Raw genomic sequence first — 26,811 nt, 5'->3', positions numbered from 1 at the left:
AAATGGCAAAAAGGGGATGCGTGATTTGCGCATCAACTAGGGTGGAACCGCGGGAGCTACGCTCTCGTCCCTAGGCGTCAGGCCTAGGGGCGAGGGCGTTTTTGATTGTTGGACATCACATTGAAGGAGGATGAACACGATGGCTGTCACAATGGAAGAAATCGTCGCACATGCCAAGCATCGCGGCTTCGTGTTTCCGGGCTCGGAAATTTACGGCGGGCTGGCGAACACGTGGGATTACGGCCCGCTTGGCGTTGAGCTGAAAAACAACATCAAACGGGCGTGGTGGAAAAAATTCGTCCAAGAGTCGCCGTACAACGTCGGGCTCGACGCCGCCATTTTAATGAACCCGAGAACGTGGGAAGCGTCTGGCCACTTAGGCAACTTCAACGATCCGATGGTCGACTGCAAACAGTGCAAAGCGCGTCATCGCGCCGATAAGTTGATTGAGAAGGCGCTCGAGGAAAAAGGGATCGAGATGATCGTCGACGGTTTGCCGCTGGCCAAAATGGATGAACTCATCAAGGAATACGACATCGCCTGCCCGGAATGCGGCAGCCGCGATTTCACGAACGTGCGCCAGTTCAACTTAATGTTCAAAACGTACCAAGGCGTCACCGAGTCGAGCGCCAACGAAATTTATTTGCGCCCAGAGACAGCGCAAGGCATTTTCGTCAACTTCAAAAACGTCCAGCGCACGATGCGCAAAAAATTGCCGTTTGGCATCGCGCAAATCGGCAAAAGTTTTCGCAATGAAATTACGCCGGGCAACTTTACGTTCCGCACGCGCGAATTTGAACAGATGGAGCTCGAGTTTTTCTGCAAACCGGGCGAAGAGCTGCAATGGTTTGAGTATTGGAAGCAGTTTTGCAAGGAGTGGCTGCTGTCGCTCGGCATGAAGGAGGATAACATCCGCCTGCGCGACCATGCGAAAGAAGAGTTGTCCCACTACAGCAACGCCACGACGGACATCGAGTACCATTTCCCGTTCGGCTGGGGCGAGCTGTGGGGCATCGCGTCGCGCACGGATTACGATTTGAAGCGGCATATGGAATACTCGGGCGAGGACTTCCATTATCTCGACCAAGAAACGAACGAGCGCTACATCCCGTACTGCATTGAGCCGTCGCTTGGCGCTGACCGCGTCACGCTGGCGTTTATGATCGACGCCTATGACGAAGAAGAGCTGGAAGACGGCACGACGAGAACGGTGATGCACTTGCATCCGGCGCTTGCGCCGTACAAAGCGGCTGTCTTGCCGCTGTCGAAAAAGCTCGCGGACGGGGCGCACCGCATTTATGAAGAGCTGGCGAAACATTTCATGGTCGACTATGACGAAACCGGCTCGATCGGCAAGCGGTACCGCCGCCAAGATGAAATCGGCACGCCGTTTTGCATCACGTACGACTTTGAGTCTGAACAAGACGGCCAAGTGACCGTGCGCGACCGCGACACGATGGAGCAAGTGCGGCTGCCGATTGGGGAGCTCAAAGCCTTTTTAGAGGAAAAAATCGCCTTTTGATGCCATGAACGCCGGGGCAGCGACGAAACCCCGGCGTTTTTTTAAGAACGTGTATGGGGATAGAACCGCTTTTTTAGAAAAAAATTCAAAAAAATAGATGGATGTTCGCTGTATATAATGGTAAAATAGAAGTATAGACTAGTTCCTGCAATGGATCAAGGGGGTTCACCATGATGGAAGGAAAACCGATTTACTACGATGGAAGCGGCCATCCGCCTGGCAATGATGAAAGCGTCATCAAAAGCGAACCGTTTACGCTCACCGATGAGATACGAAAACAAATCAGCGGCAACCCGTTTGTCGTGGAACAAAGCGAGTAACATTGCCTTGGAGAAAGGCAATTTTTTTTGCGGTCAAATTGTTTGCCAAGCGTTTCGGACCTTTATATAATTATCTTTTGTTGGAGATATTTGAATTCAAAACAATTGTATGCCGCTTCAACAAAGTGCAAACACTAAAGTGCCGAGATCATCACGAAAGGGAGTATGCATCATGACAAAAGTATTGTACATCACCGCCCATCCGCACGACGACACGCAGTCTTACAGCATGGCGGTCGGAAAAGCGTTTATCGACACATACAAACAAGTGCATCCGGATCATGAAGTCATTCATCTCGACTTATACAAGGAATACATTCCGGAAATCGACGTCGACGTGTTCAGCGGCTGGGGCAAACTTCGCTCCGGGAAATCGTTTGAAGAGCTGTCTGACGAAGAAAAAGCGAAAGTCGGGCGGATGAACGAGCTGTGCGAGCAGTTTATTTCCGCCGACAAATATGTATTCGTCACGCCGATGTGGAACTTTTCGTTCCCGCCGGTGTTAAAGGCGTATATTGACGCCGTGGCGGTCGCCGGCAAGACGTTTAAATATACGGAACAAGGGCCGGTCGGATTGCTTACTGATAAAAAAGCGCTCCACATTCAAGCGCGCGGCGGTTTCTACTCCGAAGGCCCGGCGGCGGAAATGGAAATGGGCCATCGGTATTTAAGCGTCATCATGCAATTTTTCGGTGTTCCGTCATTTGAAGGGTTGTTTGTCGAAGGGCATGCGGCGGTGCCGGAAAAGGCGGAAGAAATTAAAGCGAACGCCATCGCTCGGGCGAAAGACTTGGCGCACACGTTTTAACGGGAGGGCTGGTATTGCGCGGAAAATGGCCGCAAACTTGGCTTGGGAGCCTCTTCATCCGGAGAGGCTCCTTTTTTATTGGACAAACCAAACGGCCGTGACGTTCATATACGCTGGCGGGGAGCCGTATGGTATAGCCTGATCAATAAAGTCCCTATTTCTTCGTGAGAAATTTTCCTCGATAAATACATAAAACCCCAGCACCGAAGTACTGGGGCAAAAACCATGAATTCCCCGCTGACGGGGTGAAATGGCCTGCGACGCGGCAGGCAACTTATCATTAGGTTATGATTCTCTTGGCGATAATATGCAAAGAGAGGAACCATTTAGGCTCCTCTCCGTTGTCAAAACAAACGAATCCACGTTTTTTCACGTGTGAAATGGTCTGTGACGAGACAGACAACTTATTTTGTACTCTAAGTATAGAAAAAACCTAGGGAAATGTCAATACGTCATAAATACGTCGTCAATACATTGTAAATACGTTACAGGTCAAATACCCATTTTACACGGTTCATAATCTTATTTAAGTCATCCTCGTTTATATTGCCGATATGTTGCTTTAATCGTACTTTGTTTACGGTCGTTAATTCTTCTACCTTTACCGCGGAAGTCTGAGCTAAAAAAGGATAAACTTCCTTTCGAAGAAAGTAATGTGTCTTGAAACGAGGCACTACTTTGGTTTTCCCTTTCCGATCTGTAACGGTTTTGGTTTTTAATTTTGTAGATAAAGGAGCTACCTTAACGTTTCCGGATGTGCGGTTAATCCAGTCATTAGAAAGAACAAGCACCGGCCGCTCTCCGTTTTGTTCTGTGCCGATATTTTCCCCGAGTTCACAAGTGAAAATAGCTCCTCGTATGATCGGGCGCTTCATCTGCGTTTGCTCATTCTCAATCCATTCGTTTGCTAAAGCAATCTTCTTTGGATGCCATTCATCTAGTTTTACCTTTTTGTCCACTTTGTTTAAACGTAATCGTTCGCGTTGAATAGCATCTGATTCCATTTTATTCCCCCCTTTCCCTTCGTTTTATACCGCCACGCTCATGATTGTATCACATCTTGTCCTTAAAGTTCGGCCACGCTGCAATATTTTTTTGCGCTATACATTCCCATTATTTTGTCGTTGCAGGATATCTCCCATCACCAATAGAATGGTATTTGTCGAAGGGCATGCGGCGGTGCCGGAAAAGGCGGAAGAAATCAAAGCGAACGCCATCGCCCGGGCGAAAGACTTGGCGCACACGTTTTAACGGGAGAACGGGTATTGCGCGGAAAATGGCCGCAAACTTGGCTTGGGAGCCTCTTCATTCGGAGAGGCTCCTTTTTTATTGGACAACCAAACGGCCGTGACGTTCATATACGCTGGTGGGGAGCCGTATGGTATAATAAACCATATAGAATGAAGAGTGGGGGTTCCTCGTTGGTGAATGAATACGAACGATATCGCCTAGTGCGTCTGCACAGCGCGATGGCCGTGCTGGCGGCCGGAATGTTTGGCTTGCTTCTGTTTGCGGCCGGCCGGCTGCCTGTTTCGCCCGGATTCTATCATTCTATTCATCTTGCCTTAGGGCTCGCCGTGGTGGTCGTTTGCTGGCTTGTTGCCGTGCAAGGGTGGGCCGTGTTTCCGCATACGTTGTCGCTGGAGCGGCTGATGATGGGGGCGCTGTTTTTCTCCTCAGGCTTGTTGTTTTCGCTGCATGTTGTCTTGTCTTTTGCGTCTGACGGCGCGGAGGCGCCGCTCTTTTCGCTTGCGGCCCGATTGACGCTCGCCTGGGGGCTTCTCTTTCTGTTTTCGCGCCGCGATGAGGTGATGGAGCGGAGAAGCGGACAACGGTGGCAAGCGTTTTTCGCCGCTTTTGCTTATGCGGCGGTCGTTGGGCTATTCATCCATTGGACAGCGCCGCTTTGGCCGGGAGACGGGACAAGCCGCTGGCCGCTCTGGTGGAAGGCCGGCGAGGGAATGATCGGGTTGCTCGATGCGGGCGCCGCTTTGCTTGTATGGCGTCGTTGGCGGCAAGGGAGTTCCCGGTCCTCCCTGTACTGGCTGCTGGCGTTATGGTGGTTTGCCCTCGGTCAATGGCTGCTCATGTTTGGCGGCGGCCATGCGCTGTGGGGGCAGCTGTATGAAATGGCCGGATTTTTGTATATCGTGCGTGCAATGTACGTCGAGACGGTCGAAAAACCGTACGTGGAGCTGAAACAGCACGAACAGCAACTGGAAATGATGGCGAACGCCCTTGGCGAGGGATTGATGATGTTAAACCGCGACGGCCGGATTGTTTGGATGAACCCGGAAGCCGGCCGTTTGCTTGGCCTTGATCCGGAGGAAGCGAAAGGGAAGCCGCTGTTTTCCTTTGTCTCGCTCGCCGGGCCGGATGGCGACAAGTGGGACTGGAAGCAGCTGCGCCGTGTTGTCAAACGGCTGAAAAGCGGCGAGGTGATTCGCGTCGAGGAGGAGCCGTTTCGCCGCCATGACGGCGTGTGCCTGCCGGTCGGCTACACGCTGGCGCCGGTGATGGAAAACGGTGCCCTGACAGGGCTTGTCGCTGTTTTGCGCGACATGACGGAGAAAAAAGAGAAAGAGTGGCTCGAGCGCGAGCGGGAACAGCTCGACTTTGAGCTGTCGCTTGCCGCGAATATGCAGCGGGCGCTTTTGCAGACATCATCGAAGGCGGATTTGCCTTCGTACGTCGACATCGGTGTCCTCAGCGTCCCTGCCCGGGTGTTGAGCGGCGATTTTTATCACTTTGCTGTCCATCAAACATCGGTGTCCGTCGGCATTGCTGATGTATCGGGAAAAGGCATTCCAGCGGCGATGCTCATGACGCTGATGAAATTTATTCTGGACCGGACCGTCCATTACGGAACGCAGCCGCACGTATATCTTGACCTGCTGAACCGATTCGCCTACGACTACACCGAGCCGTCGATGTTTGTCACGATGTTTGTCGGCAATTACAACGAAAAAACGCATACGTTCTCGTACGCGTGCGCCGGGCACGAACCGGCGCTTTGGTATCGGGCGAAAACGAAGCAATGCGTGCCGCTAGGCGCCAAAGGCTGCGCGCTCGGCTTGTTTCCGCAATTTTCATTTGAGACCAAATCGGTTGTGCTCGAACCAGGCGATTTTGTGCTGCTGTACACCGACGGGGTGACGGAAAAGCGTACCGAAGAGGCGGACGATGACTTTTCCGTTCTCGCCGCGATGGTCGCCCGCGTCAACCTTGATCAGCCGGCGCCGGAGATCGTGCGCGAGTTGTACGAGCATATTCAAGCGTATCATCAATACGAACAAAAAGATGACCAAACGTTGTTGCTGCTGCGCCGCCGCTAGCATGGGCAGTTCGACCGCTTGATGCGTCCGGCGGCGCGATGTTTGACCGTTATGGCGAATAGGCGGCGAGCTGCCGCTTCAATTTCGCGATGGCCCGCTTTTGAATGCGGCTGATTGTCATTTGCGAGACGCCGAGCCTCTCGGCTAACGAGCGCTGCGTTTCCCCGCGCCGGAAGATGGCGTCGATGACGATTTGTTCTTGCTCGCTCAGTTTGCCGATCGCCTGCTCTAAATCCATTCGCTCGATCAGTGACTCGATTTCGTTCGTTTCATCAGCGACGAATTCACCGATCGTCGTCGCATCCTTTTCCCCGTCTTGCACCGGGGCATCGAGCGAAACGGCTTGGTAATGGTCCCGTCCGGCCAAAATTTCGATCGTTTTTTCGACCGATAAGCCTAAGTGGCCGGCGATCTCATCGAGCGTCGGCGACCGTTCGAGCTTGACGGTCAGCTCATCGATCGCCTGCTGCACTTTGCTTCCTTTTTCTTTCACCTTGCGCGGCACTTGGATGTACCATGCTTTGTCGCGCAAATAGTTTTTCATATAGCCGATCAAGCTTTTCATGGCGTATGACTCAAAGCTTGTTCCTTGTTTAGGGTCGTAATGGTCAAGGAGACGCAAAAACGACAGCCGTCCGATTTGAAACAAGTCTTCGTAAAAGTCAGGGCGGCTGCGCGCCATTTTTTTCGCTGCGGCCGCAATGAGCGGCTCGAAGCGCACGAGCAAGGCGGTCGCCGCTTCTTCCGTTTTTGTTTGTTGATAGGCGGAAATGAGGGCGTCAAGCTTGCTCTTGGACAGAGGAGGGGGATATACAGTCATGGGCATGCTCTCCTTCGCCGCGATGGCGGAATTTCGTCAGGCGGACTTCCGTTCCGCCCTTTGTGGTGACGGTGACATCGTCCATGAGCGCTTCCATCAAAAACAGGCCGAGGCCGCCAGCTTTGACGTCTTCAAGCGGCTTTGCGGACAGGGGCGCTGCTTGTTTGGACACCCGTTTGTAATCAAACCCTTTGCCCTCGTCTTTAATGATGATCGAAAGCGCATCGGCGCGCATCTCAAAGCGAAGATGAATGATGCCACCCCTTCCGTTGTACGCATGCAAAACAGCGTTGTTGCACGCTTCTGAGACGGCCACTTTCATATCTTCAATCTCTTCATAGGAAAACCCCATCTTGGCGGCCAGCCCGTATAGCGTCAAACGCGCGACATCGATAAACTGCGCATCAGCTGGAATCGACAGCTGTACGACGGTTTCATGCTCTTTCATGATTGGCCCCCGATCCTTTCTGTCGTCTGATCCATTTCCGAAAAGAAGTAAGATACACCTGTTAAATCGAACAAACGTTTCACTTTTGGCGGCACATTTTCAATCATAAACGGCGCTTCTTGTTTTTTGCGTGTTTTCAGCAGTGCGACAAACATCCCGATGCCGGTGCTGTCGATATACGACAATTCTTCAAGGCGGATGACAAGCGGTTTTGATGCGTCATGAGCAAGCGGTTCGACGGCGCGTTGAAACTGTTCGGCCGTCGCTAGATCAAGCTCCCCTTTTATGTATACAACATGCCGATCCGGCTGTTCATCATGCACGATATGAAATCGTTTCCTGTCCATAGCCGTTCACCTCACATAATCAATGAGTTAGCTGGATGATGGTACGGGAAGGTTGTCCACCTTGCAATGTTTACACTACTATACCCATATTTTATACTATATGAAACAGGAAAGGGCAGGGGAACGCGATGTTCACAAAGTGGAAAGAATGGGCAAGGGTGCTGAAACGAGACATATTCGTCTTGTATTCTGCGGTTCGCGACCGGCGCGTTTCCATCTGGCTGCGGCTGTTTATGTTGGTCGTTGTGGCGTATGCGTTCAGTCCGATCGATTTGATTCCCGATTTCGTTCCGGTTCTTGGGTATATCGATGATTTGCTGCTTGTGCCGCTTGGCATTTACATAGCGCTCAAATGGCTGCCGAAAGACGTCGCTGCCGAACATCGGGCGCGGGCGGAAGAGCTTGCCAAGCACGGCAAACCGACAAATTGGGCCGCTGGGGTGCTGATCATTTTTTTATACGTGCTGCTTGGCGTCTGGCTGCTCCGCTGGTTGATTTCGTGGACATTTTGATTTTCTCTTCAATATTTTGATGGCTGCGGCAGGGGATTGGCGCATTTCCTGTTGGGGAAACAGGTTTCGCTATGGTTGCCTCAATCTGAACATTCACTTCGCTTTGACGCTGGTGTCTTTTTGGCTACAATGATAAAAGGGAAAAAGCCGATGGCAAAGGAGTTGCTCGCAATGCCGATTCTCAAAAACGACTGGGCTCCGCTGCTTGAAGAGGAGTTTCAAAAACCATACTACTTGAAGCTGCGCGAATTTTTGAAAGTAGAGTACCGAACGCGGACGATCTATCCCGATATGCACGATATTTTCAACGCCCTTCATTATACACCGTATGCAAACGTCAAAGTCGTGCTGCTCGGGCAAGATCCGTACCACGGCCCGGGGCAGGCGCACGGGCTTAGTTTTTCCGTCAAGCCGGGCGTGCCGGTGCCGCCGTCTTTGGTGAACATTTTTAAAGAGCTGCATGATGACCTTGGCTGCTATATACCAGATAACGGCTATCTCGTGAAATGGGCCGAGCAAGGGGTGTTATTGTTAAACACGGTGCTGACCGTCCGCCGCGGCCAGGCGAACTCCCACCGCGGCAAAGGGTGGGAACAATTCACCGACCGCGTCATTGAACTCGTCAATGAAAAAGACGATCCGGTCGTCTTTTTGCTTTGGGGCCGGAACGCTCAGGAGAAAAAAGAACGGATTACGAATCCGCGCCATCTGATTATTGAAGCGCCGCACCCGAGCCCGTTTTCCGCCGCACGCGGCTTTTTCGGCCATCGCCCGTTTTCGCGGACGAACGCGTTTTTGATGAAATGCGGACGCGAACCGATCGACTGGCAAATCGAAAACATCGGCGTCCGTGCTGAATAAGGAGGGGAGAATGATGTCCATCTCGTTTGCGGCCGTTATCGCCAAGATGGAAGATGAGTTGCGGAAAGCCAAGTCCGTGAACGACCTGCAGCGGGTGCGTGAACACGTCGCCGCCATTCGCGTTTTATGCGATTTGATGTTGGAAGCAACAAGCCATCCGCAGCCGTCCGCTTCGTCTGCCGCAGCCGGGCCGCTTGTCGTCGGCGGGCCGATTTCGGTTGCTGGCGGGCTTTCGCTTGGGGGTGTTTCCGTCGGAGGACGTTCTCCCGACATTGACGATGAGGCGAACGGGGAGTCGTTGTTGGATTTTTGAGGGGGCAACGAAACACCGTGGAAAACGGTCTTCTCCACGGGGAATGTTGATCAACAGAACTCCGTTGAATCGCTTGCCTTTGTTTGCGCCAAAAAACAAGAAGCGGTTCACCGGCTTGGACGCGGGTCTTGCCGGTGGCGCTCCCGATTGACCGGTTCTGTCGAGTGAAGTGGCTGACATTCATTAGTAATTTGTTGTCGGGGAACATTCCCATTATATTATGAATGAGGGAAAACAATCTTTAATTAGAAAGGCGGAACAGCTATGAAAACATTCGTCCTTCTCGGTGCGCTCAATGCGTTTTTGGCTGTGGCGTTGGGAGCGTTTGGCGCGCACGGGCTTGAAGGGAAGATTCCGGATCGTTATTTGGAGATTTGGAAAACGGCGGTCCAATACCAGATGTTCCACGCATTAGGGCTGCTTGTTGTCGGATTGCTCGCTGGCAAGGCGCCAAATGTCGGGCTGATCGGTGCGGCGGGCTGGGTGATGTTCGCCGGCATCGTGTTGTTTTCCGGGAGCTTGTACGTATTAAGTGTAACGCAGATTAAGCCGCTTGGCGCGATCACTCCGTTTGGCGGCGTCGCTTTTTTGGTCGCCTGGGTGATGATCGGTTATGCGGCATTAAAATGGTTGTAAACGGAGCGCAGGAGCGGAGCGCTCCGTTTTTTTGCCGCCGTCCCTCTCCGCTCTATAGCGAAAGCCATAGACTCAACGTCAACAACAGTCCAACGGCCCAATGATGGCGGGCGGCCCATTTCATGCCGCTTCTTTCCTCGGTTCGACTAGCGCCGGGGCGGAAACAGAGACGAAGCCGGATGGCAAGCGGCATCGCGAGCCCTGTGACCGCGGCAAGCAAAGGAACGATATGCCAAACGATCAAAGCAGCAATGGACAAGTAGGCGGAGACGAGAAGAAGCCCGAGAAGGCGCACGGCGTTGTTCCGTCCGAGCCGGATGGCTAATGTGCGGCGAAACGGCCGGTCTTTTTCGATGTCGCGGATGTTGTTTGTCAAAATCATCGAGGCGATCAGCAAGGCGAACGGGATGGACAAGGCAAACAGAGCGGTGTCTGGAACATGCCCTTGTACGGCATAAGCGAGTGCGGTCACGACCGGCCCCATGCAAACGGCGGCGGTCAACTCACCTAAACCGAGCGAGGCGAGCGGACGCGGCCCGGCTGAGTAGGCGATCCCGCAGATGATCGCTGCGGCGCCGATCCACGCGATGGCTGGATCGCTTTGCCACGCCAAGTACGCGCCTAACGCAACCGCGACGGCCAGCATGGCGCCAGCAACGGCAGGGATCGAGCGATGGGCAGGTCCATGGCCATGCCCGTTCGTCCATTTGTCATCGTCTTGGCCGCGCAACCGATCAAAATAGTCATTCAGCATGTTGACGGCTGACTGAATCAGCACAGAGGCGGCTAACATCGCCAGCAGCACCTCGATCCGAACGGCGCCCTTTTTCGCCGCCAGCGCGGTGGCGGCCAGCACAGGGCTGATCGTTCCGCTCCATGTCGGCGGGCGCATTAAGTGAAGCCATGAAAAACGGTAAACCCAATGCCGATCTTCTTCACGATGTTCATATCGCAATGCGAACCCCTCGTTTCCGTTAGGAGAGTAAAAGCATGCATACGATGAGCACGACAAATCCGGCCGCTTCGACCGACTGAACGGCAATGATCGAGGTCATCGCTTTTTTTAACGGCGCATCGTCACCGCCATTGGCTTGGCGCCAAAGGTCTTCATTGGAAAACACCGTCATCGCCTTGCGATGCCTGTGAGAAGGGCGGTCAGCCATACACGGCCATAGGCGGTCTGCCATACATCTGCCCAACGGTTGATCGGTCCGGCGGCTGTGCCAAGCCATATGCCAGTGGCGATGACGACGGCACTTGCCGCGGCGAGCGGCCGATGCGACCACTGCATGAGCGAGCGGAAAAATTGCCGGCGCTCAAGAGGCGGCATGAATTGGGAGGCTGGATACACTGCCCAGCCGATGAATGCCACGCCCCCCACCCACATGATCGCCGCGATAAGATGTACCCCCAGCAGGAAATCACGCGACGTCCAAACCATCAGTAGACACCTCTTTTGTGTCATTTACCACCATTATATAAGGCCGTGTAGTAGCAGCTTGTGATGGCCATCACGTCAACCAAAAAAAGAAGGTTGCCATCGGCAACCTTCTTGTCAAAAGACAGTTTTTCCGTTTAGCGTGGAGAATACGTAGCAAGCGGTGTTGCGGCTGTAGCACCGGCAAACGGATATTCGTAGGCGATTTCTCCTTCAAACGTGACGTAATCGAGGTAAATCATCGGGATCAAATAGCGTGTGCCTGTTTGTGGGTCGCTTAAAATGACATGGTCACGTCCAGCCGCTTCAATGACGCCGCGAAACACCTTGGCATTCCACTCACGGTTGTTTTCAAACGTCGCATAGATAGTGGCGACTTTTCCTTTGTTTAACCGTAAAATGTTTTCAATGTACGATTCTTCAATCGGCAGCATCCCTGGAATCGATGGGCCGGTGGTGGTCGGCATCGGTGTCGGGGCCGTAAACGTCGGCGCCTGCAAACCGAACGTCGGAGCGGCGGCTGTCGCCGGTGTCATCGTTGGAGCGGCAGCCGCTTGCGGATAGTAATAATACGGGTACGCCGCCGGATAGTACGGCTGCGGATACGGATAGCCGTATGGATAGGATGCATACGGTTGTTGCCGTTCTTGACCGAACGGCGAATAATAAAATGATTGTTGCTCCTCATCAAGTGGATAAAATTGATTTTCTGGATTGTTCGGCATAAAGAACCCTCCTCAATATTAAGAATAGACACGTGGGCAGTCGGATGGAGTCGGTGCAAAAAAGCAATGCGATTTGTAGCGGCCGACGTTCCACTGGCCAAACCATTGCGGTGGGCACGGTTGACCTTCAGGTGGTTTAAAAAACCAAAGGGCGTTTGTCGCTGGGTGGTAGCGCCAACCGCGGAGCACTTGGCGGGCTAGGCCTATATCCACTTCGCGCGCCCGTTGGTAAAAGTACCCTTTTTGCACCGCCTCAAAGCCGCCCGGGCTTTGAAACACCATTTGCCGGATAGAGCGGATGCCGCGGAAGTCAAGGCAGTCGGCGATGACGCGGTTGACGCCGACGTTGCCGACCATGAGCATCCCAAGCCGCCCGTCTCCTTCCGCTTCGGCTCGCATGAGCCGAGCCAACAACTTCACTTCCTCTTCTGTGTGGGCTACAATGGAGGGAGCGATCTGACCCATATCGTCACCTCAGTCGTTGTGAATTTCGACAGTAATAGGCTATTGATGGAACAGGAAAATGGTGACAGACAGACAGGCGATTTCTCGGAGGAATTTCTGATTTATATGTATGGGGCAGTTGGGCTGGATATGACAGAAACAGGGGAGGTTGACCAAAAAGGGAAACCCGTTGCGCAAGAAAGACCCGTAACATGATGTGCAAAGGGATGACGGCGGAAGAAATCGCTCGTTTGGCTGACCTTTCAGGGGGAGGAGCTCGCCGGTTGCTTGAAGAACAGGAAAATAAGCGAAGGGGCCCTGCCGCGTTTGGGCCCCTCTTTTTTATACATGGAAGAACGAAGGAACTTTTTCCACCGACAAGCGAGTGCCGACGAAAAATGAACCAAACTCGCCAAAGCGGGCGCTCACTTCATCAAAGCGCATTTCATAGACGAGCTTTTTGAACTGGAGCGCATCATCTGAAAACAAGGTGACGCCCCATTCAAAATCATCCAAGCCGACGGAGCCGGTGATGATTTGCGTCACTTTGCCGGCGTATTTTCGGCCGGTCATGCCGTGGGCGCGCATGAGTTCGCGCCGCTGTTCCATCGACAACATGTACCAGTTGTCGTTGCCTTGGCGCCGCTTGTCCATCGGATAGAAGCAAATGTAGTTCGTTTTCGGCAAAATTGGATACAAACGGCGGCGCACCTCTGGAATTTGGTACGGATCTTCGCTGCCGGACGCCAAGTAGTTGCTCAACTCCACGACTGAAACGTACGAATACGCAGGTAATAAATAGTCGGCGAGTTTCGTTTTGTTAAGCGCTGTTTCGATTTCATGCAGCTCATCCAGCGTCGGCCGCAAAATCATGAACAAAATATCGGCTTTTTGCCCGACGATCGTGTAGACGGCATGGCTTCCTTGCTTCTCGCTTTCCGTCGTCTCCCATTGGTCGACAAGCGCTAAAAACTCACTGATCGCTGCCTCGCGCTCTTCGTTTGGAAGTGTTTTCCACGCGCTCCAGTCGATCGTGCGGAAATCGTGCAAACAATACCAACCGTCCAACGTTTGGGCCGCTTCGCTCATCATCGTCACTCCTTTATTCAATCAATTGTACAGTACCACTATATCATAGTTTGGCCAAAAAAGCGGGTGTCCGTGCATAAAGCAAAAGATACTGAATTGTTCCAAAAGGTGAATTATTGATTGGAAGGGCTTACGATCGTTGCGTTTTCGTATCGAAGCGGTATGCTTAATGTAGAGAAAGGCTGATGCCTGGAGACAGGCGGGCCAACCGTGAAGGAGGCATGAATCGTGACAACCGATTTATTTACGGCATTAAAAGCGAAAGTAACCGATACGGGTCGAAAAATCGTGTTTCCGGAGGGAACCGATGACCGCATCTTAACGGCGGCGAGCCGTTTGGCGACGGAGCAAGTGCTTCAGCCGATCGTCCTTGGCGATGAGCAAGCGATAAGGGTGAAAGCAGCTGCGCTTGGCTTGCCGCTTGAAGGGGTGGAGATTGTCAACCCGCGCCGCTACGGCGGGTTTGATGAGCTAGTTTCGGCGTTTGTGGAGCGGCGCAAAGGGAAAGTGACAGAAGAAACGGCGCGCGAGTTGCTTTTCGATGAAAACTATTTCGGTACGATGCTCGTTTATACGGGAGCGGCCGACGGCCTCGTCAGCGGGGCGGCACATTCGACGGCGGATACGGTCCGACCAGCCTTGCAAATCATTAAAACGAAGCCAGGCGTTGGCAAAACGTCCGGCGTGTTCATCATGGTGCGCGGCGACGAAAAATATGTGTTTGCCGATTGCGCCATCAACATTGCTCCTAACAGTCATGATTTGGCTGAAATCGCGGTCGAGAGCGCCCGGACGGCCAAAATGTTCGGCCTTAAGCCGCGCGTAGCGCTGTTAAGCTTTTCCACGAAAGGGTCGGCCTCGTCGCCGGAGACGGAAAAAGTCGTTGAGGCGGTGCGGTTGGCGAAAGAAATGGCGCCGGATCTGATCCTTGACGGTGAGTTTCAATTTGACGCCGCGTTTGTGCCAGAGGTGGCGAAAAAGAAAGCGCCGGACTCGGTCATTCAAGGGGACGCAAATGTCTTTATTTTCCCGAGCCTTGAGGCGGGCAACATCGGCTACAAAATCGCCCAGCGCCTTGGCGGCTTTGAAGCGGTCGGCCCGATTTTGCAAGGGCTGAACAAGCCGGTGAACGACCTATCGCGCGGCTGCAGCGCCGAAGACGCCTACAAGCTCGCGCTCATCACCGCGGCGCAGTCGCTTGGGGAGTAAAGAGGCGGCGAACTGAGCAAGAGGAGTCGGAACCGGTTCGTTTTGCCAAAGAATGGGCGATCTCTTGTTTCATGCATGGATTCGTGTCAAAGAAGGCGGCTGGCTGCTGTTTAGCCGCTTTCTTTTTTAATGGCCGTAATCGTTCCAGTTTGATGTGGTATAATGAGAGCGGAACGTTCAACGTAAGGGGTTTGCTGCGATGAGCCATGAATTGCTGCGGCAGCCGAAATGGCGGGTCATCGACCAGTCGCATTTCGGTCCGCTGTTTGATGCGAAACAATCGTTTGCCATCGATGATGCATTATGCACCGCGGTTGGTGCGGGACAGTCGGATGCGGTCGTCCGCACGTGGGTGCATGAGAATACCGTCGTCTTAGGCGCCGCTGATACGAAGCTTCCGTACATCGATGAGGCCATTTCGTTTTTGCGCCAGGAAGGGTATCGCGTCGTCGTCCGTAATTCCGGCGGGTTGGCCGTTGTCCTTGACAGCGGGGTGTTGAATATTTCGCTCATTTTTCCGGAAACGAAAAACACGATTGCCATCGAGCAAGGGTATGAGGCGATGTATGCGCTCATGGCCGCCATGCTTGCCTCATACGGCGCCCGCGTTGAGGCGGGGGAAATCGTCGGTTCGTATTGCCCGGGGAGCTATGACTTGAGCATTGGCGGCAAAAAGTTTGCCGGCATTTCGCAACGGCGCGTGCGCGGCGGCGTTGCCGTGCAAATCTACCTTTGCGTCAACGGGAGCGGAGCCGCGCGGGCTGAGCTTATTCGCCGTTTTTATGAGCTCGGCCGCCAAGGAGAGAAAACGAAATTCGCCTACCCCGATGTTGTCCCAACTGTCATGGCGTCGCTGTCTGAGCTTCTCGGCTGCGAGTTGTCGATCGATGAGCTGCTTGTCGCCCTTTGGCGCACGCTGCAGTCGTTTGGCGGCGAGCTATATTCGTCTGCCCTCGAGAACGGCGAATGGAATTGGTATGAGCAGTATTGGGCGCGCATCGTCGAGCGGAATGAAACGGCGCTCAAGGGCGAGCTCCTAGCAGGAGAATAAGGGGGCGGTCCGCCCAGCAGCAAGAGCCTGCGTTCATCGCCTGACGCCGCCGGCAGGCAAAAAGGATGCTCCGTGTCTCGGCCGCACCGGAGAGAGTGCGATCAAGGCGCAGCCATGGACAGGGCATCCTTATTTTATTTACTCCGCGATTTTTTCCAAGTTGCCGTTCGGGTCCATGCGGAAGGTCAGTCCCCGCTCTTCTTCCTCTTTTAACACCATTTTGCGCGCTCGGTTGATGATTTTCACGAGCGTCTCAAAATCTTCTTGGACGGTCGACGAATTTTCTTCTAATTTCGCAACCTTTTCTTCAAGCTCTTTATTTTTTTGCTTTAATTCTTCAATTTCGCGGCGCAGCCGCTCGTTTTCTTTGATCAGCGTCTCCCGTTTCCGTTCATGGGATTGGAACGTTTTCAAAAAAGCGATCACTTGATCCAGCGTCACTTGTTGCGGCGGGGAGGATGGGATGACGGCAGGCAGCTGCATCACCTCTCCCAGTTCTTCTAGTGATGGCATCGGCGGCTCGTACAGACGCCGCTTTTTCGCGCCGCCTTGTTTGGCCAACAGCCGCAGCCGCTCTTTTCGCTGCTTTTTCGCCAGCTGCAGCGCTTCTTCGTACTGATGGCGGACGACTGCATTCCAGCGAAAGCCACAGGCGGCCGATGTCCGATTCAGCTTGTCGCCGACTTCTTCAAACGCGTTCAGCTGGGTGCTCCCTTCACGCACATGGCGCAATACGGTCTCTGCCAACAATAAATCGTCTTCTTCCGTCCAAGCGTCTTGCCGTTGTTTCATTGTTCTCCACTCCTTTTTCCCATGCTAGTAAAAGGGTGGACCAAAAGGAAAAAAATTATACGTTGCAAGTTTATGGGATTGGCAAATTACAAGGGTGAAAGCATGCCAACTTGCAATTTTCCGGCAAAAGCGGTAGAATACACAAAGCAAACGCTGCGGAAAGGGATGACGAGTGATGGCGAATGAGTTTCGCGTTTGCGACGACTGCAAGGCGCCGAATTTAAAAACATTGATTCCGCGCTTGAAAAAGCTTGATCCGGATGCGGTCATCAAAATCGGCTGCCAGTCGTATTGCGGCCCAGGGCGGAAAAAGACGTTTGCTTTCGTCAACAACCGTCCGGTGGCGGCGCTGACGGAAGACGAACTGATTGATAAAATTGCCGAAAGGTTGAAAAAGCGATAACCGATCACCTTCTTTGCCGAAAGAAGGTGATTTTTTGTTTTTTCCGTCAATAATGGAGAAAGACGGAGAAAAAAGTCAACTATTTCTTTGCCAAAAGAAACGGCGTATAATAGATGTATGTTGGAGACGGAAGAGGAGGATGCGATGTATTCCGGCGGGCAGCTTGACGAAGAAAAAGTGTTTAAAGATCCGGTGCACCGATACATACATGTTCGCGACAAAGTGATTTGGGATTTGATCGGCACAAAAGAATTTCAGCGCCTGCGCCGCATCAAGCAGCTCGGCACGACATATTTGACGTTTCACGGCGCCGAGCACAGCCGGTTTAACCATTCGCTCGGCGTTTACGAAATCATCCGCCGCATCATTGACGACGTGTTTGTCGGCCGCGATCATTGGGATCATAGCGAGCGCCTTCTTTGCCTATGCGCGGCGCTCTTGCACGATTTAGGGCACGGCCCGTTTTCCCATTCATTTGAAAAGGTGTTTCGCCTCGACCACGAAGATTTTACACAGGCAATCATTTTAGGCGATACAGAAGTGAACGCCGCCTTGCGCGAAGTGGGCGACGATTTTCCGCAAAAAGTGGCGGAAGTGATCGCCAAAACGTACCCGAACAAGCTTGTGGTGAGCCTCATTTCGAGCCAAATTGACGCCGACCGGATGGATTATTTGCTGCGCGATGCGTACTACACCGGCGTCAGCTACGGCTATTTTGACATGGAGCGCATTTTGCGCGTCATGCGCCCGCGCGAAGACCAAGTCGTCATCAAACGAAGCGGCATGCATGCGGTCGAGGATTACATTATGAGCCGCTACCAAATGTATTGGCAAGTGTATTTCCATCCTGTGACGCGCAGTGCGGAAGTCATTTTAACGAAAATTTTGCATCGGGCGAAAAAGCTGTACGAGGACGGGTATACGTTTGCGACGAAGCCAACCCATTTTTTATCGTTTTTTGCCGGCCATGTAACGCTCGGCGACTATTTGGCGCTCGATGAAGCAATCATCCTGTTTTACTTCCAGCAATGGCAATACGAGCGGGATCCGATTTTAAGCGACTTATGCCGGCGGTTTGTCCACCGCCGCCTGTTCAAATATACGGAGTTCCATCCGACAAACGAGCAAATGGCAAAGCTGATCGAGCTGACCGGCTTGTTCAAAAAGGCCGGGATCGATCCAGACTATTACTTGGTCGTCGATTCATCGTCCGACTTGCCGTACGATTTTTACCGGCCGGGCGAGGAAGGCGAGCGCCTGCCGATTTATTTGTTGATGCCAAACGGGGAGCTGCGCGAGCTGTCGCGCGAATCGGTGTTGGTTGACGCCATTTCCGGCAAGCGGCGCACCGACCATAAGCTCTATTTCCCCGCTGATTTTCTTGAAGACATGTCGACGAAGCGGACAGTGAAGAAAAAGATTATGGAAATTTTAAAGGGTTAGGAGATGACGGAGAGTGCTCACAGAGCATGCGAAAGTGATGAAGGCGTTGGCGGCCGCCGGGGAAATAGCGGGCCGCAAAAAGCTGCAAAAAATGATTTACATCGCCAAAAAGCTCGACTTTCCGTTTTATGAGAAGTTCGACTTCCACTTTTACGGCCCGTATTCGGAAGAGTTGACGTGCCGCATCGAAGAGCTGTGCGCGCTCGGCTTTTTGCATGAAGTGAAAGAGAAAAAGAGCGGCTATGTGCAATACCGCTATACACTGACCGAAGCGGGCGAACAGTTTTTGCGCCATTACGACTGGGAGATGCCGGGCCTTGCCGAATGCATGCAGGCGATGAACGGACAAAACGCACGCTTTTTGGAGCTTGTCTCCACGGTGCTCTATTTTGAACATTTGTCAAAAGATGAGGTAAAAGAGAAAATCGCTGTCGTAAAAAGCAAGCAGCGCTATACGGAGGACGAGATCGAAGAGGCGTATGCGTATATTGAGGCGCTGCGGAGCCGTTGCAACAAGGGCGCTTGTGTGTAGGGAAGATGAAAAACACTGTTTCAACACACCATCAGCTGGCCATAGACGAAAAGGTGTCCCATTGTTTCCGGGACACCTTCTTCTTTTGGATTAATGCGGCAAAAACGCCAGCTGCAAAAAGAACAGCACGGCAAGCACGTACAGCAGCAACGGCACATCGCGCCAGCGGCCGCGGGCGATTTTTAAGAGCGGGTACGAGATGAAGCCGAGCGCGATGCCGGTCGCGATGCTGGACGTGAGCGGCATGCTTAAGATGATGAGAAAGGCTGGGAACGCTTCGTCCAGTTCGCGCCAATTGATATGGGCGATGTTGCTGATCATCAAGCTGCCGACGACAATGAGCGCCGGGGCGGTGATGGCAGAAAGCCCGGCGACGGCGCCGACAAGCGGGCTGAAAAAGGCGGCTGCGATGAACAAGACGGCGACCGTGAGCGCGGTCAAGCCGGTGCGGCCGCCGGCGGCGACGCCGGTTGACGACTCGATGTACGCCGATGTCGGGCTCGTGCCGAACATGGCGCCGATCGTGGTCGCGACGGAGTCGGCCAAGAGCGCCTCGCGGGCGCGCGGCAGTGTGTTTCCTTTCATCAGTCCCGCTTGCTGGGCGACGCCGATCATCGTGCCGGTCGTGTCAAAGAGCGTGACAAGCAAAAAGGAAAAGACGACAGCGTACAAGCTGTGGCTGATGACATCGCCAACGGCCGTCAATGGATTGGCGGCGACAAGCCCTTCCGGCAGCGACGGCAGCGAGACGATACCTTTGTCAAAGTGAAGCTGCCCGGTCGCGTAGGCGATGACGCCGGTCGCGACCATGCCGTAAAACAGGGCGCCGTTGACGCCGCGCATCATCAGAATGAGCGTCACCGCCAGGCCGATGAGCGTCAACACGGCCGACGGGGCATGCAAGTTGCCAAGCGCGACCAAATTTTGCGGATGGGCTTGGATGATTCCGGTCAGCCGCAGGCCGATAAAGGCGATAAACAGCCCGATGCCGGCGGTGATGCCGTGTTTTAAGCTGTCGGGGATCACTTCGATCAGCTTGCTGCGGAGCGGGGTGAGCGACAGCAGCAAAAACAACACCCCGGCCACAAACACGGCGGAAAACGCGGTTTCGTACGAAATGCCGCCGTGCGAGCCGACGACGGAATAGGCGAAATAGGCGTTCAGCCCCATGCCGGGCGCGATGGCGATCGGATAGTTGGCAAAGATGGCCATCCATAGCGTGCCGACGACGGTCGCGATGACGGTGGCGGTGAACGCCTGTTCAAACGGGACGCCGGCATCTGATAAGATGACCGGATTGACGACGATGATGTACACCATGGTGAAAAAAGTCGTCAGGCCAGCGAGAAATTCCGTTTTGCGGTCAGTCTGTTTCTCTGCGAAACGAATCATGGGCCACCTCCTAAAAAACGAACAATGTCAGAAACCATTATAAATAATATTCGTTTTTCCCTAAAAATGCAACGGGAGCGCTTCATGCGCCCCCGCTCTTGTGTCACTCTGTGTCGCTCAGCCGTTTTCCGGCGATCGCATAATGGTCTTTCGTCATTTCTTCAATGAATACGACAACGCTCTCCCGTTTCGCCCCTGTCGTCTCGACGACGGCGTCGGTCACTTTTTCCACCAGCGCTTTCTTTTGCTCATCCGTGCGGCCGGCGAGCATTTTGATCGTGACATACGGCATCATCATTCCCCCATTTCCTTGTCGAGTGCTGTCGCGCTTATTATACCATGGAACCGTGAAGTTCAGTCCACTTTTGGCGGTAAATCATGTATACTAAGGATAGTGAATACAGGGGAAAAGGAGTTAATCAAGTGGAACACATTTTGCCGTATTCGTTAAGCGAAATTCCGTACGTGCTGTTGACGCTGGCGCTGGCGTTTTCCGTGCATGAGTTCGCTCATGCATACGTCGCCTACAAGTTCGGCGATCCGACGGCGAAAAACGAGGGACGGCTGACATTGTCACCGTTTGCTCATTTGGATTTGCTTGGCACCCTGCTGATTTTTCTCGCTGGGTTTGGCTGGGCGCGCCCGGTGCCGGTCAATCGCTTTTATTTCAAAAATCCGCGCCTTGCCGGCATTCTCGTCTCGGTTGCCGGACCGCTGAGCAACCTCGTGCTTGCCGCGCTTGGATTTGTCATTTGGTACGCGATGATCGATTTCGGCATCATGCGGGCGCTGCCGGATTGGTTTGCGGCCGGGTTTGACCTGTTTTTCCAAATTTTTATCAGCTTGAACGCTGTCTTGTTTGTGTTTAATTTATTGCCGTTTCCGCCGCTTGACGGGTATCGTATTATTGAAGACTTGGCCCCAGATGGGCTGCGGGCGAAAATGACGCAGTGGGAAACGTACGGGGCGCTCATTTTTCTTATCCTTGTGCTCACGCCGCTTGACCGATATACGATTGAGCCGGTGTTTCAAGTGGCGCTGCCGTTTGTATTGGAAAATTTGCAGTCGTTGGTCGCCAATTTGTTTATGTAAGGAAGGAGGAACAAGCGGAATGGAGCAAAAAAAGAAAAAAAACATCGGCTTTAATATCATCAAAGACGATCCGACCGACGGGCACCGCGGCTTTGGCGCCGGGGCGTTGAGCTTAGAAAACGTTTCGCCGGTCATCATTGACGTCGAAGCGGGCGAAGCGTTCGTCGATATGGGGGCGATGCATGCGCGCAGCGCCGTCGAGCGCGGCATCAAGTTTTTGCCCGACCGTTCCGCCGTGCCAAACGGCAAGCCGTATTGGATCGTCTGGGTGACGATCGAGCGCCGTGAAGACGGCCCGTATTACGCCGGGGTGACGGCGTGCGAAATGACGATCGACCGTGAGGCGCGCCGCGGCTATAAGTTATTGCCGGAACATGTGAACCGGCTCGATAAATCGCTAAAGCGGCACATTATTGTCGATCATATGGACGCGAAATCAAAACGGGTGCTCGCCGACTTTTTGAAAGGGCACGACATTGGGATGTGGAACCGTTCGAGCGACAAGCTGAAACAAGATTTGGAAGTGGAAATGTGACGGTTTTGTGAAAAGATATGGGCAAGGGCTTGTTCTTGTGTGAAAAAAAGGATAAACTAAATCTACATGTATAACACAGGAAAACTAGGACAAGAAAATCCCCTGCGTGCATACGCAGGGGATTTTCTTGTTTAAAACCATGGGAACCATTTCTCGAACCAGCTTTGATTGTCTTCTTTTTTCTTCTTTTTCTTTTCCAAATGGTCGGTGCAATAGTCGGTCGGTTCTGTACCGATGAGATAGTACGTTTTTCGTTTCACCGGACAGGAGTCGGTGGCCAGCTTGCCGTTTTGCGGGTCGATGTAGACGCCGATGACGCCTTTGGTCGGTTTGAACGATTTTTTCGGTTCGCCAGCGAGGCTTTGTTCCATAAAGTGAACCCATATTTGTTTGGCATATTGCCTTTCCGCAGGACGATCCATCGTTTCTCCGCGATCGTAGCCGGTCCAGACGCCGGCGACTAGTTGCGGGGCGAACCCGATCATCCAACTGTCCGTTTTCGTCGTTCCCGACTTGCCGGCGTACGGACGCGTGATGTCATCGATGATTGACTGCCCGGTGACGGTCGTATAGCCGTTAAGCTTTGGGTCGAACATTCCGGTCATTAAATGGGTCGTCACAAACGCTGCGTCGCGGTCGAGCACTTGCCGGCTCTCCGGCTTATGTTCATATAGCACGTTTCCGTTTGCATCCACGACTTTTTGAATAAACACCGGTTCGGTTTGTTTGCCGTAGTTGGCCAGCGTGCTGTACGCGGCCACCATGTCGATCACTTTCACGGGCGAGGTGCCGAGCGCCAACGACGGCACTGCTTTCAATCTGCTTGTGATGCCGAGCGCTTTCGCTGTGTCGACGAGTTTGTCGGCGCCGATGAACTGGAGCGTTTTCACCGCAAAGACGTTGTCGGATACGGCGAGCGCCTCGGCGAGCGTGATCGGGCCGTTGGCATAGTAGTCATTGTAATTATGGGGGGTGTACGACGATCGGCCGCCGTTAAACGTAAATGTCGTCAGCTCGCTGCGCAGTTGGGTCGATGGGGTGAATCCTTGCTCGATCGCCGCGTAATACAAAAACGGCTTAAATGTCGACCCTGGCTGGCGTTCCGCCTGCACGGCCCGGTTGAATGGGCTCTCTTCGTAGTTGCGTCCGCCGACGAGCGCCTTTACTTCCCCGGTGTGTGGATCCATCGCCACAAGCGCCGCTTGAATGGCAGAGTGCGGATCGATGATGCGACGGATTTGCTCTTCGGCAATCCGTTGCAGACGCGGATCCAGCGTCGTATAGACGCGCAGCCCCCCAAGCTCGATCGTCCGCTCATCCAGGCCGAGTTTCGTGCGCAACTGCTGTTTGACGACATCTTGAAAATACGGAGCGATCGGCTGCTCTTGTTCCCGGTGCCGGGCGTAGACGAGTTTGTCGCGGTACGCCTGCTCCGCTTCTTGGCGGCTGATGTAGCCGGCTTCCACCATGGAGGTGAGCACGATTTTTTGCCGCGCTTTCGCACGCTGTTCATTGACAAACGGCGAGTAGTAATACGGCCCTTTCGGAATGCCGGCGAGCATGGCTGCCTCGCTGAGCGTCAGCTCGCTCGCGTGCTTGCCGAAATAGTAGCGGGCTGCCGCCTCAATCCCGTAGGCGCCATGGCCGTAGTAAATCGTATTCAAATAGCCTTCCAAAATTTGATCTTTGCTGTAGTTGGCTTCAAGCCGGATGGTGTACAACGCTTCCTGGATTTTTCGCGACCACGTTTTTTCATGCGTCAAAAACAAGTTGCGCGCATACTGCTGGGTGATCGTGCTCGCCCCTTCGACTTTTGCCATCGCCTCGACATTCGCAATGATGGCGGCGGCGATTCGCTTCAAATCAAACCCGTGATGTTCGTAAAACTTCCGGTCTTCAACGGCGATCGTCGCTTCGATGATGTGCGGGGACATGTCTTTGAGCCGAACCCAATAGCGTTTTTGACCATGGTCGCTTTCCCCGATTTTGCTGCCGTCAGCGGCATAAAAAATCGTCGTCTGCGGCACGGCGACCGGCGGGGCGCCTTCGATTTTCGCGAACAACACAAAGCTCCCGAGAGCGGCGAAGGCAAAGATGACGAGAAAAAAGCCGATAAAGACGGCGGCGCGCACATATTTCCACGTGCCGCGAAAACGGCTGCCCGGGATCGGTTCCATTGCGCATCACCTCAACGGTTTTGGCGTTGTTTTAGACATGCGGGCGGACGCCCGGCTGAATGCGCCGCCTTGCTTTTGTCAAGGCTTCGCCAGCGAGGTTTTCCGCTTTTTCTTACCAGTATGAAAAAAAATTTTTTATTTTAAACTTGTTCCTCTTGCATTTTTGCTAGATTGCTCTATACTTTTTCATGTTTAGTTTTTCGTTGGCTAAGGAAAACTTGTATAGTAAGCAACGCTCGGAGAAAGGATGTTACCGATGGAACTTTGGTTTACCGAAAAGCAAACGGAGCATTTTGGCATCACCGCACGCATCATCCGCACTTTACATACAGAACAGACGCCGTTCCAAAAGCTCGATATGGTCGAAACGGCGGAGTTTGGCAACATGCTCATTCTAGACGGCATGGTCATGACAACACAAAAAGACGAGTTCGTCTATCATGAAATGGTCGCCCATGTGCCGCTGTTCACCCACCCCAATCCGGAAAACGTGCTTGTCGTCGGCGGCGGCGACGGCGGCGTCATTCGTGAAGTGCTGAAGCACCCAAGCGTCAAAAAAGCGACGCTTGTCGAAATTGACGGCAAAGTGATCGAGTGCTCGAAAACCTACTTGCCGGAGATTGCCGGCAAACTCGATGATCCGCGCGTCGAAGTGAAAGTCGATGACGGGTTTATGCATATCGCCAAAAGCGAAAACGAGTATGACGTCATTATGGTTGACTCAACCGAACCGGTCGGCCCAGCGGTCAACTTGTTCACAAAAGGGTTTTACGCCGGCATCGCCAACGCGTTGAAGGAAGACGGCATTTTCGTCGCCCAAACGGACAATCCGTGGTTTAAGGCCGATTTGATTCGCAACGTATACCGCGATGTGAAAGAAATTTTCCCGATCACCCGTTTGTATACGGCGAACATTCCGACGTATCCGAGCGGGCTCTGGACGTTTACGCTCGGCTCGAAAAAATACGACCCGCTCGCTGTGAGCGACGACCGGTTCCATGACATTGAGACGAAATATTACACGAAAGAATTGCACAAAGCGTGTTTCGTCTTGCCGAAATTTGTCGCGGATTTAACGAAGTAAGGGGGCGCAGGCAATGCGATTTGATGAAGCCTATTCGGGCAACGTGTTTATCGGCAGCCATCCGAATTTTGAAGAAAGCGAAGCCGTCATTTACGGGATGCCGATGGACTGGACGGTCAGCTACCGGCCTGGCTCACGGTTTGGCCCGGCCCGCATCCGCGAAGTGTCGATCGGGCTTGAGGAGTACAGCCCATATTTGGACCGCGAACTCAAAGACATCCGCTACTTTGACGCTGGGGACATTCCGCTGCCATTTGGCAATGCGGCCCGCAGTTTGGAGCTGATTGAACAGTTCGTGAAAAAGGTGCTTGACGCCGGCAAATTTCCGCTCGGCCTTGGCGGCGAGCATCTTGTCTCCTGGCCGGTCATGAAAGCGGTGTATGAATACTACCCGGATTTGGCCGTCATTCATATGGATGCGCACACGGACTTGCGCGAACATTACGAAGGCGAGCCGCTGTCGCATGCGACGCCAATCCGCAAGGTCGCTGACCTGATCGGCCCGACGAATGTCTTTTCGTTCGGCATCCGCTCCGGCATGAAGGAAGAGTTCGAATGGGCGAAAGAAAACGGCATGTACATCGCCAAGTTTGAGGTGCTTGAACCGCTCCGCTCCGTGTTGCCGAAGCTCGCTGGCCGTCCGGTGTATGTGACGATTGACATCGATGTGCTTGATCCCGCTCATGCCCCAGGCACTGGGACGGTCGATGCCGGCGGCATTACGTCAAAAGAGCTGCTTTCGGCCATTCACGAGATCGCCCGCTCCGACGTGCGAGTCGTTGGCGCCGATTTGGTGGAAGTCGCACCGATTTACGACCATTCCGAACAAACGGCCAATACGGCGAGCAAGCTTGTGAGAGAAATGCTGCTTGGCTGGGTGGCGAAGTGAAAAATGAGAAAAAGCGCCTAAATCGCAAGTTTGCGAGGGCGCTTTTTTCTTTGGTGGGACAAAAGATGCAGGAATATGAGCGTACGGAGCGTAATAATATGTAATGTATTTACAGAAAAAGGAGAGGGGGAATGAAGATGGGCGTGAAGCTGATCAAAATTTCCGTTGTGTACTTTGTCATTGGCGTCTGTATGGGGCTTGGCATGTCGATGACCCATTCGTTTGCGCTGACCCCGGTCCATGTCCATATCAACTTGCTTGGCTGGACGGCCTTGACGCTTGCTGGCATCATCTATCATTTATTTCCACAAGCGGCGGCGACGAAATGGGCGAAAGTGCATTTCTGGCTGCACAATATCGGCCTGCCGGTCATGATGATCGGTCTCATTTTCGTCGTTTACGGCAACGAAGCGTTCGTGCCGGTGACAGCGATTGGCGGGGTGCTCGTCGTGATAGGTGTCATTCTTTTTGCTATTAACGTGTTAAAAAATGTTCGGGCGTCATCATAAAATACCGATGGAACAAAGAGGGTGTCCCAAAAGGATCGGGACACCTTTTCTTATTACCGTATGTAGGTATAAAACAATCATTAAG

General features: G+C 53.2%; 32 protein-coding genes and 1 pseudogene. 19 read left to right on the top strand and 14 right to left on the bottom strand.

Annotated features, from left to right (window positions below):
• Positions 1–139 precede the first annotated feature (139 nt).
• From GHH_RS17415 to GHH_RS17410, 3 genes are all read left to right on the top strand, one after another.
• Positions 140–1,522, top strand: a complete 1,383-nt coding sequence (locus tag GHH_RS17415; RefSeq protein WP_015376095.1) for a glycine--tRNA ligase — start codon at positions 140–142, stop codon at positions 1,520–1,522.
• A 170-nt stretch (positions 1,523–1,692) separates the two neighbouring features.
• Positions 1,693–1,842 (top strand): hypothetical protein, encoded by a 150-nt coding sequence (locus GHH_RS19265; protein ID WP_011232896.1) that lies wholly within the window; start codon positions 1,693–1,695, stop codon positions 1,840–1,842.
• 172 nt (positions 1,843–2,014) lie between these two features.
• Positions 2,015–2,650 (top strand): FMN-dependent NADH-azoreductase, encoded by a 636-nt coding sequence (locus tag GHH_RS17410; protein WP_015376094.1) that lies wholly within the window; start codon positions 2,015–2,017, stop codon positions 2,648–2,650.
• Positions 2,651–3,135: 485 nt separating this feature from the next.
• On the opposite strand, the gene GHH_RS17405 is transcribed toward GHH_RS17410, so the two are convergent.
• A complete protein-coding gene (locus GHH_RS17405; RefSeq protein WP_015376093.1) occupies positions 3,136–3,654 on the bottom strand; it encodes a type II toxin-antitoxin system PemK/MazF family toxin in 519 nt (172 codons plus the stop codon).
• 151 nt (positions 3,655–3,805) lie between these two features.
• On the opposite strand from GHH_RS17405, the pseudogene GHH_RS18650 reads away from it, so the two are divergent.
• Positions 3,806–3,901, top strand: a pseudogene (locus tag GHH_RS18650) (FMN-dependent NADH-azoreductase); the annotation flags it as partial.
• Between the two features lie 173 nt (positions 3,902–4,074).
• A complete protein-coding gene (locus GHH_RS17400) occupies positions 4,075–5,985 on the top strand; it encodes a SpoIIE family protein phosphatase (protein ID WP_015376092.1) in 1,911 nt (636 codons plus the stop codon).
• Between the two features lie 49 nt (positions 5,986–6,034).
• Here GHH_RS17400 and GHH_RS17395 read toward each other — a convergent pair whose 3' ends face one another.
• From GHH_RS17395 to GHH_RS17385, 3 genes are read right to left on the bottom strand one after another with little or no spacing between them, the layout of a single operon-like run.
• The gene (locus GHH_RS17395) at positions 6,035–6,805 is read right to left on the bottom strand and encodes a sigma-70 family RNA polymerase sigma factor (protein ID WP_015376091.1); all 771 of its coding nucleotides are present in this window, start codon (positions 6,803–6,805) and stop codon (positions 6,035–6,037) included.
• Positions 6,765–7,253 (bottom strand): anti-sigma B factor RsbW, encoded by a 489-nt coding sequence (gene rsbW, locus GHH_RS17390; RefSeq protein WP_015376090.1) that lies wholly within the window; start codon positions 7,251–7,253, stop codon positions 6,765–6,767. The genes GHH_RS17395 and rsbW overlap by 41 nt, the downstream gene beginning before the upstream one ends.
• Positions 7,250–7,600 carry an STAS domain-containing protein gene (locus tag GHH_RS17385; RefSeq protein WP_013146655.1) on the bottom strand — a complete coding sequence of 117 codons (351 nt, stop codon included), beginning with the start codon at positions 7,598–7,600 and terminating at the stop codon, positions 7,250–7,252. Before GHH_RS17385 ends, rsbW begins: the two co-directional genes overlap by 4 nt.
• Positions 7,601–7,728: 128 nt before the next feature.
• On the opposite strand from GHH_RS17385, the gene GHH_RS17380 reads away from it, so the two are divergent.
• The 4 genes from GHH_RS17380 (at position 7,729) to GHH_RS17365 (ending at position 9,922) form a co-directional block, all read left to right on the top strand.
• Entirely contained in the window at positions 7,729–8,112 is a 384-nt protein-coding gene (locus GHH_RS17380; RefSeq protein ID WP_015376089.1) for a YkvA family protein, read from the top strand.
• Positions 8,113–8,283: 171 nt separating this feature from the next.
• Complete coding sequence (locus GHH_RS17375) at positions 8,284–8,973, top strand: uracil-DNA glycosylase (RefSeq protein WP_013524842.1); 690 nt, start codon at positions 8,284–8,286, stop codon at positions 8,971–8,973.
• A 13-nt stretch (positions 8,974–8,986) separates the two neighbouring features.
• Positions 8,987–9,286 carry a YwdI family protein gene (locus GHH_RS17370; protein ID WP_015376088.1) on the top strand — a complete coding sequence of 100 codons (300 nt, stop codon included), beginning with the start codon at positions 8,987–8,989 and terminating at the stop codon, positions 9,284–9,286.
• Between the two features lie 264 nt (positions 9,287–9,550).
• The gene (locus GHH_RS17365; protein WP_015376087.1) at positions 9,551–9,922 is read left to right on the top strand and encodes a DUF423 domain-containing protein; all 372 of its coding nucleotides are present in this window, start codon (positions 9,551–9,553) and stop codon (positions 9,920–9,922) included.
• A gap of 52 nt (positions 9,923–9,974) precedes the next feature.
• Here GHH_RS17365 and GHH_RS17360 read toward each other — a convergent pair whose 3' ends face one another.
• The 6 genes from GHH_RS17360 to hemQ all read right to left on the bottom strand — a co-directional run bounded on the left by GHH_RS17360 (position 9,975) and on the right by hemQ (position 13,618).
• On the bottom strand, positions 9,975–10,877 hold the full coding sequence (locus GHH_RS17360) for a prenyltransferase (protein ID WP_014196992.1): 903 nt from the start codon (positions 10,875–10,877) through the stop codon (positions 9,975–9,977).
• 19 nt (positions 10,878–10,896) lie between these two features.
• Positions 10,897–11,043: a hypothetical protein gene (locus tag GHH_RS19605; protein ID WP_236612579.1), complete on the bottom strand. Its 147-nt coding sequence runs from the start codon at positions 11,041–11,043 to the stop codon at positions 10,897–10,899.
• Between the two features lie 2 nt (positions 11,044–11,045).
• Positions 11,046–11,363 carry a hypothetical protein gene (locus GHH_RS17355; protein WP_236612578.1) on the bottom strand — a complete coding sequence of 106 codons (318 nt, stop codon included), beginning with the start codon at positions 11,361–11,363 and terminating at the stop codon, positions 11,046–11,048.
• Positions 11,364–11,497: 134 nt separating this feature from the next.
• Entirely contained in the window at positions 11,498–12,085 is a 588-nt protein-coding gene (gene gerQ, locus GHH_RS17350; RefSeq protein WP_015376086.1) for a spore coat protein GerQ, read from the bottom strand.
• Between the two features lie 18 nt (positions 12,086–12,103).
• Entirely contained in the window at positions 12,104–12,550 is a 447-nt protein-coding gene (locus GHH_RS17345) for a cell wall hydrolase (RefSeq protein WP_011232884.1), read from the bottom strand.
• A gap of 321 nt (positions 12,551–12,871) precedes the next feature.
• Positions 12,872–13,618: a hydrogen peroxide-dependent heme synthase gene (gene hemQ, locus GHH_RS17340; protein WP_011232883.1), complete on the bottom strand. Its 747-nt coding sequence runs from the start codon at positions 13,616–13,618 to the stop codon at positions 12,872–12,874.
• 228 nt (positions 13,619–13,846) lie between these two features.
• Between hemQ and pta the strand changes: the two genes are divergently transcribed.
• The gene (pta, locus tag GHH_RS17335) at positions 13,847–14,827 is read left to right on the top strand and encodes a phosphate acetyltransferase (RefSeq protein ID WP_015376084.1); all 981 of its coding nucleotides are present in this window, start codon (positions 13,847–13,849) and stop codon (positions 14,825–14,827) included.
• Between the two features lie 199 nt (positions 14,828–15,026).
• Positions 15,027–15,878 carry a lipoate--protein ligase family protein gene (locus GHH_RS17330; RefSeq protein ID WP_011232881.1) on the top strand — a complete coding sequence of 284 codons (852 nt, stop codon included), beginning with the start codon at positions 15,027–15,029 and terminating at the stop codon, positions 15,876–15,878.
• Between the two features lie 138 nt (positions 15,879–16,016).
• Here GHH_RS17330 and GHH_RS17325 read toward each other — a convergent pair whose 3' ends face one another.
• Entirely contained in the window at positions 16,017–16,670 is a 654-nt protein-coding gene (locus GHH_RS17325) for an RsfA family transcriptional regulator (RefSeq protein WP_015376083.1), read from the bottom strand.
• Between the two features lie 175 nt (positions 16,671–16,845).
• Between GHH_RS17325 and GHH_RS17320 the strand changes: the two genes are divergently transcribed.
• From GHH_RS17320 to GHH_RS17310, 3 genes are all read left to right on the top strand, one after another.
• Positions 16,846–17,073, top strand: a complete 228-nt coding sequence (locus GHH_RS17320; RefSeq protein WP_011232879.1) for a DUF1450 domain-containing protein — start codon at positions 16,846–16,848, stop codon at positions 17,071–17,073.
• A 144-nt stretch (positions 17,074–17,217) separates the two neighbouring features.
• Positions 17,218–18,516: an HD domain-containing protein gene (locus tag GHH_RS17315; RefSeq protein ID WP_015376082.1), complete on the top strand. Its 1,299-nt coding sequence runs from the start codon at positions 17,218–17,220 to the stop codon at positions 18,514–18,516.
• A gap of 13 nt (positions 18,517–18,529) precedes the next feature.
• Positions 18,530–19,048 (top strand): YwgA family protein, encoded by a 519-nt coding sequence (locus GHH_RS17310; RefSeq protein ID WP_015376081.1) that lies wholly within the window; start codon positions 18,530–18,532, stop codon positions 19,046–19,048.
• Between the two features lie 90 nt (positions 19,049–19,138).
• On the opposite strand, the gene GHH_RS17305 is transcribed toward GHH_RS17310, so the two are convergent.
• On the bottom strand, positions 19,139–20,440 hold the full coding sequence (locus GHH_RS17305) for an NCS2 family permease (RefSeq protein ID WP_015376080.1): 1,302 nt from the start codon (positions 20,438–20,440) through the stop codon (positions 19,139–19,141).
• A gap of 103 nt (positions 20,441–20,543) precedes the next feature.
• Entirely contained in the window at positions 20,544–20,732 is a 189-nt protein-coding gene (locus GHH_RS17300; protein ID WP_014196981.1) for a 2-hydroxymuconate tautomerase, read from the bottom strand.
• A gap of 131 nt (positions 20,733–20,863) precedes the next feature.
• Here GHH_RS17300 and GHH_RS17295 point away from each other — a divergent pair, with 131 nt between their 5' ends.
• Together GHH_RS17295 and GHH_RS17290 are read left to right on the top strand one after the other, a co-directional pair.
• A complete protein-coding gene (locus GHH_RS17295) occupies positions 20,864–21,532 on the top strand; it encodes a site-2 protease family protein (RefSeq protein ID WP_015376078.1) in 669 nt (222 codons plus the stop codon).
• Positions 21,533–21,551: 19 nt separating this feature from the next.
• Complete coding sequence (locus tag GHH_RS17290) at positions 21,552–22,067, top strand: YwhD family protein (protein WP_014196979.1); 516 nt, start codon at positions 21,552–21,554, stop codon at positions 22,065–22,067.
• A 131-nt stretch (positions 22,068–22,198) separates the two neighbouring features.
• Here the strand turns inward: GHH_RS17290 and GHH_RS17285 are convergent, their stop codons facing one another.
• On the bottom strand, positions 22,199–24,244 hold the full coding sequence (locus GHH_RS17285; protein ID WP_015376077.1) for a transglycosylase domain-containing protein: 2,046 nt from the start codon (positions 24,242–24,244) through the stop codon (positions 22,199–22,201).
• A 256-nt stretch (positions 24,245–24,500) separates the two neighbouring features.
• Here GHH_RS17285 and speE point away from each other — a divergent pair, with 256 nt between their 5' ends.
• The 3 genes from speE (at position 24,501) to GHH_RS17270 (ending at position 26,726) form a co-directional block, all read left to right on the top strand.
• Positions 24,501–25,328, top strand: coding sequence for a polyamine aminopropyltransferase (gene speE / locus GHH_RS17280; protein ID WP_014196977.1), 828 nt, complete (start codon positions 24,501–24,503; stop codon positions 25,326–25,328).
• Between the two features lie 13 nt (positions 25,329–25,341).
• Positions 25,342–26,217: an agmatinase gene (speB, locus tag GHH_RS17275; protein ID WP_014196976.1), complete on the top strand. Its 876-nt coding sequence runs from the start codon at positions 25,342–25,344 to the stop codon at positions 26,215–26,217.
• 131 nt (positions 26,218–26,348) lie between these two features.
• Positions 26,349–26,726 carry a hypothetical protein gene (locus GHH_RS17270; RefSeq protein ID WP_011232870.1) on the top strand — a complete coding sequence of 126 codons (378 nt, stop codon included), beginning with the start codon at positions 26,349–26,351 and terminating at the stop codon, positions 26,724–26,726.
• The last annotated feature ends 85 nt before the right edge of the window (positions 26,727–26,811 follow it).

Source organism: Geobacillus sp. GHH01, from assembly GCF_000336445.1.
In the GTDB taxonomy this organism is placed as follows: Bacteria; Bacillota; Bacilli; order Bacillales; family Anoxybacillaceae; genus Geobacillus; species Geobacillus zalihae.
Note: the sequence above shows the minus strand (reverse complement) of the source record. Positions and strands in the feature narration are given on the sequence as shown.

Bases quoted from the DNA above. Each gene is read 5' to 3' on its own strand.
- GHH_RS17415 (WP_015376095.1), top strand. From the start codon at position 140: ATGGCTGTCACAATGGAAGAAATCGTCGCACATGCCAAGCATCGCGGC.
- GHH_RS19265 (WP_011232896.1), top strand. From the start codon at position 1,693: ATGATGGAAGGAAAACCGATTTACTACGATGGAAGCGGCCATCCGCCT.
- GHH_RS17410 (WP_015376094.1), top strand. From the start codon at position 2,015: ATGACAAAAGTATTGTACATCACCGCCCATCCGCACGACGACACGCAG.
- GHH_RS17405 (WP_015376093.1), bottom strand. From the start codon at position 3,654: ATGGAATCAGATGCTATTCAACGCGAACGATTACGTTTAAACAAAGTG.
- GHH_RS17395 (WP_015376091.1), bottom strand. From the start codon at position 6,805: ATGACTGTATATCCCCCTCCTCTGTCCAAGAGCAAGCTTGACGCCCTC.
- rsbW (WP_015376090.1), bottom strand. From the start codon at position 7,253: ATGAAAGAGCATGAAACCGTCGTACAGCTGTCGATTCCAGCTGATGCG.
- GHH_RS17385 (WP_013146655.1), bottom strand. From the start codon at position 7,600: ATGGACAGGAAACGATTTCATATCGTGCATGATGAACAGCCGGATCGG.
- GHH_RS17380 (WP_015376089.1), top strand. From the start codon at position 7,729: ATGTTCACAAAGTGGAAAGAATGGGCAAGGGTGCTGAAACGAGACATA.
- GHH_RS17375 (WP_013524842.1), top strand. From the start codon at position 8,284: ATGCCGATTCTCAAAAACGACTGGGCTCCGCTGCTTGAAGAGGAGTTT.
- GHH_RS17370 (WP_015376088.1), top strand. From the start codon at position 8,987: ATGTCCATCTCGTTTGCGGCCGTTATCGCCAAGATGGAAGATGAGTTG.
- GHH_RS17365 (WP_015376087.1), top strand. From the start codon at position 9,551: ATGAAAACATTCGTCCTTCTCGGTGCGCTCAATGCGTTTTTGGCTGTG.
- GHH_RS17355 (WP_236612578.1), bottom strand. From the start codon at position 11,363: ATGGTTTGGACGTCGCGTGATTTCCTGCTGGGGGTACATCTTATCGCG.
- gerQ (WP_015376086.1), bottom strand. From the start codon at position 12,085: ATGCCGAACAATCCAGAAAATCAATTTTATCCACTTGATGAGGAGCAA.
- GHH_RS17345 (WP_011232884.1), bottom strand. From the start codon at position 12,550: ATGGGTCAGATCGCTCCCTCCATTGTAGCCCACACAGAAGAGGAAGTG.
- hemQ (WP_011232883.1), bottom strand. From the start codon at position 13,618: ATGAGCGAAGCGGCCCAAACGTTGGACGGTTGGTATTGTTTGCACGAT.
- GHH_RS17330 (WP_011232881.1), top strand. From the start codon at position 15,027: ATGAGCCATGAATTGCTGCGGCAGCCGAAATGGCGGGTCATCGACCAG.
- GHH_RS17325 (WP_015376083.1), bottom strand. From the start codon at position 16,670: ATGAAACAACGGCAAGACGCTTGGACGGAAGAAGACGATTTATTGTTG.
- GHH_RS17320 (WP_011232879.1), top strand. From the start codon at position 16,846: ATGGCGAATGAGTTTCGCGTTTGCGACGACTGCAAGGCGCCGAATTTA.
- GHH_RS17315 (WP_015376082.1), top strand. From the start codon at position 17,218: ATGTATTCCGGCGGGCAGCTTGACGAAGAAAAAGTGTTTAAAGATCCG.
- GHH_RS17305 (WP_015376080.1), bottom strand. From the start codon at position 20,440: ATGATTCGTTTCGCAGAGAAACAGACTGACCGCAAAACGGAATTTCTC.
- GHH_RS17300 (WP_014196981.1), bottom strand. From the start codon at position 20,732: ATGCCGTATGTCACGATCAAAATGCTCGCCGGCCGCACGGATGAGCAA.
- GHH_RS17290 (WP_014196979.1), top strand. From the start codon at position 21,552: ATGGAGCAAAAAAAGAAAAAAAACATCGGCTTTAATATCATCAAAGAC.
- GHH_RS17285 (WP_015376077.1), bottom strand. From the start codon at position 24,244: ATGGAACCGATCCCGGGCAGCCGTTTTCGCGGCACGTGGAAATATGTG.
- speE (WP_014196977.1), top strand. From the start codon at position 24,501: ATGGAACTTTGGTTTACCGAAAAGCAAACGGAGCATTTTGGCATCACC.
- speB (WP_014196976.1), top strand. From the start codon at position 25,342: ATGCGATTTGATGAAGCCTATTCGGGCAACGTGTTTATCGGCAGCCAT.
- GHH_RS17270 (WP_011232870.1), top strand. From the start codon at position 26,349: ATGAAGATGGGCGTGAAGCTGATCAAAATTTCCGTTGTGTACTTTGTC.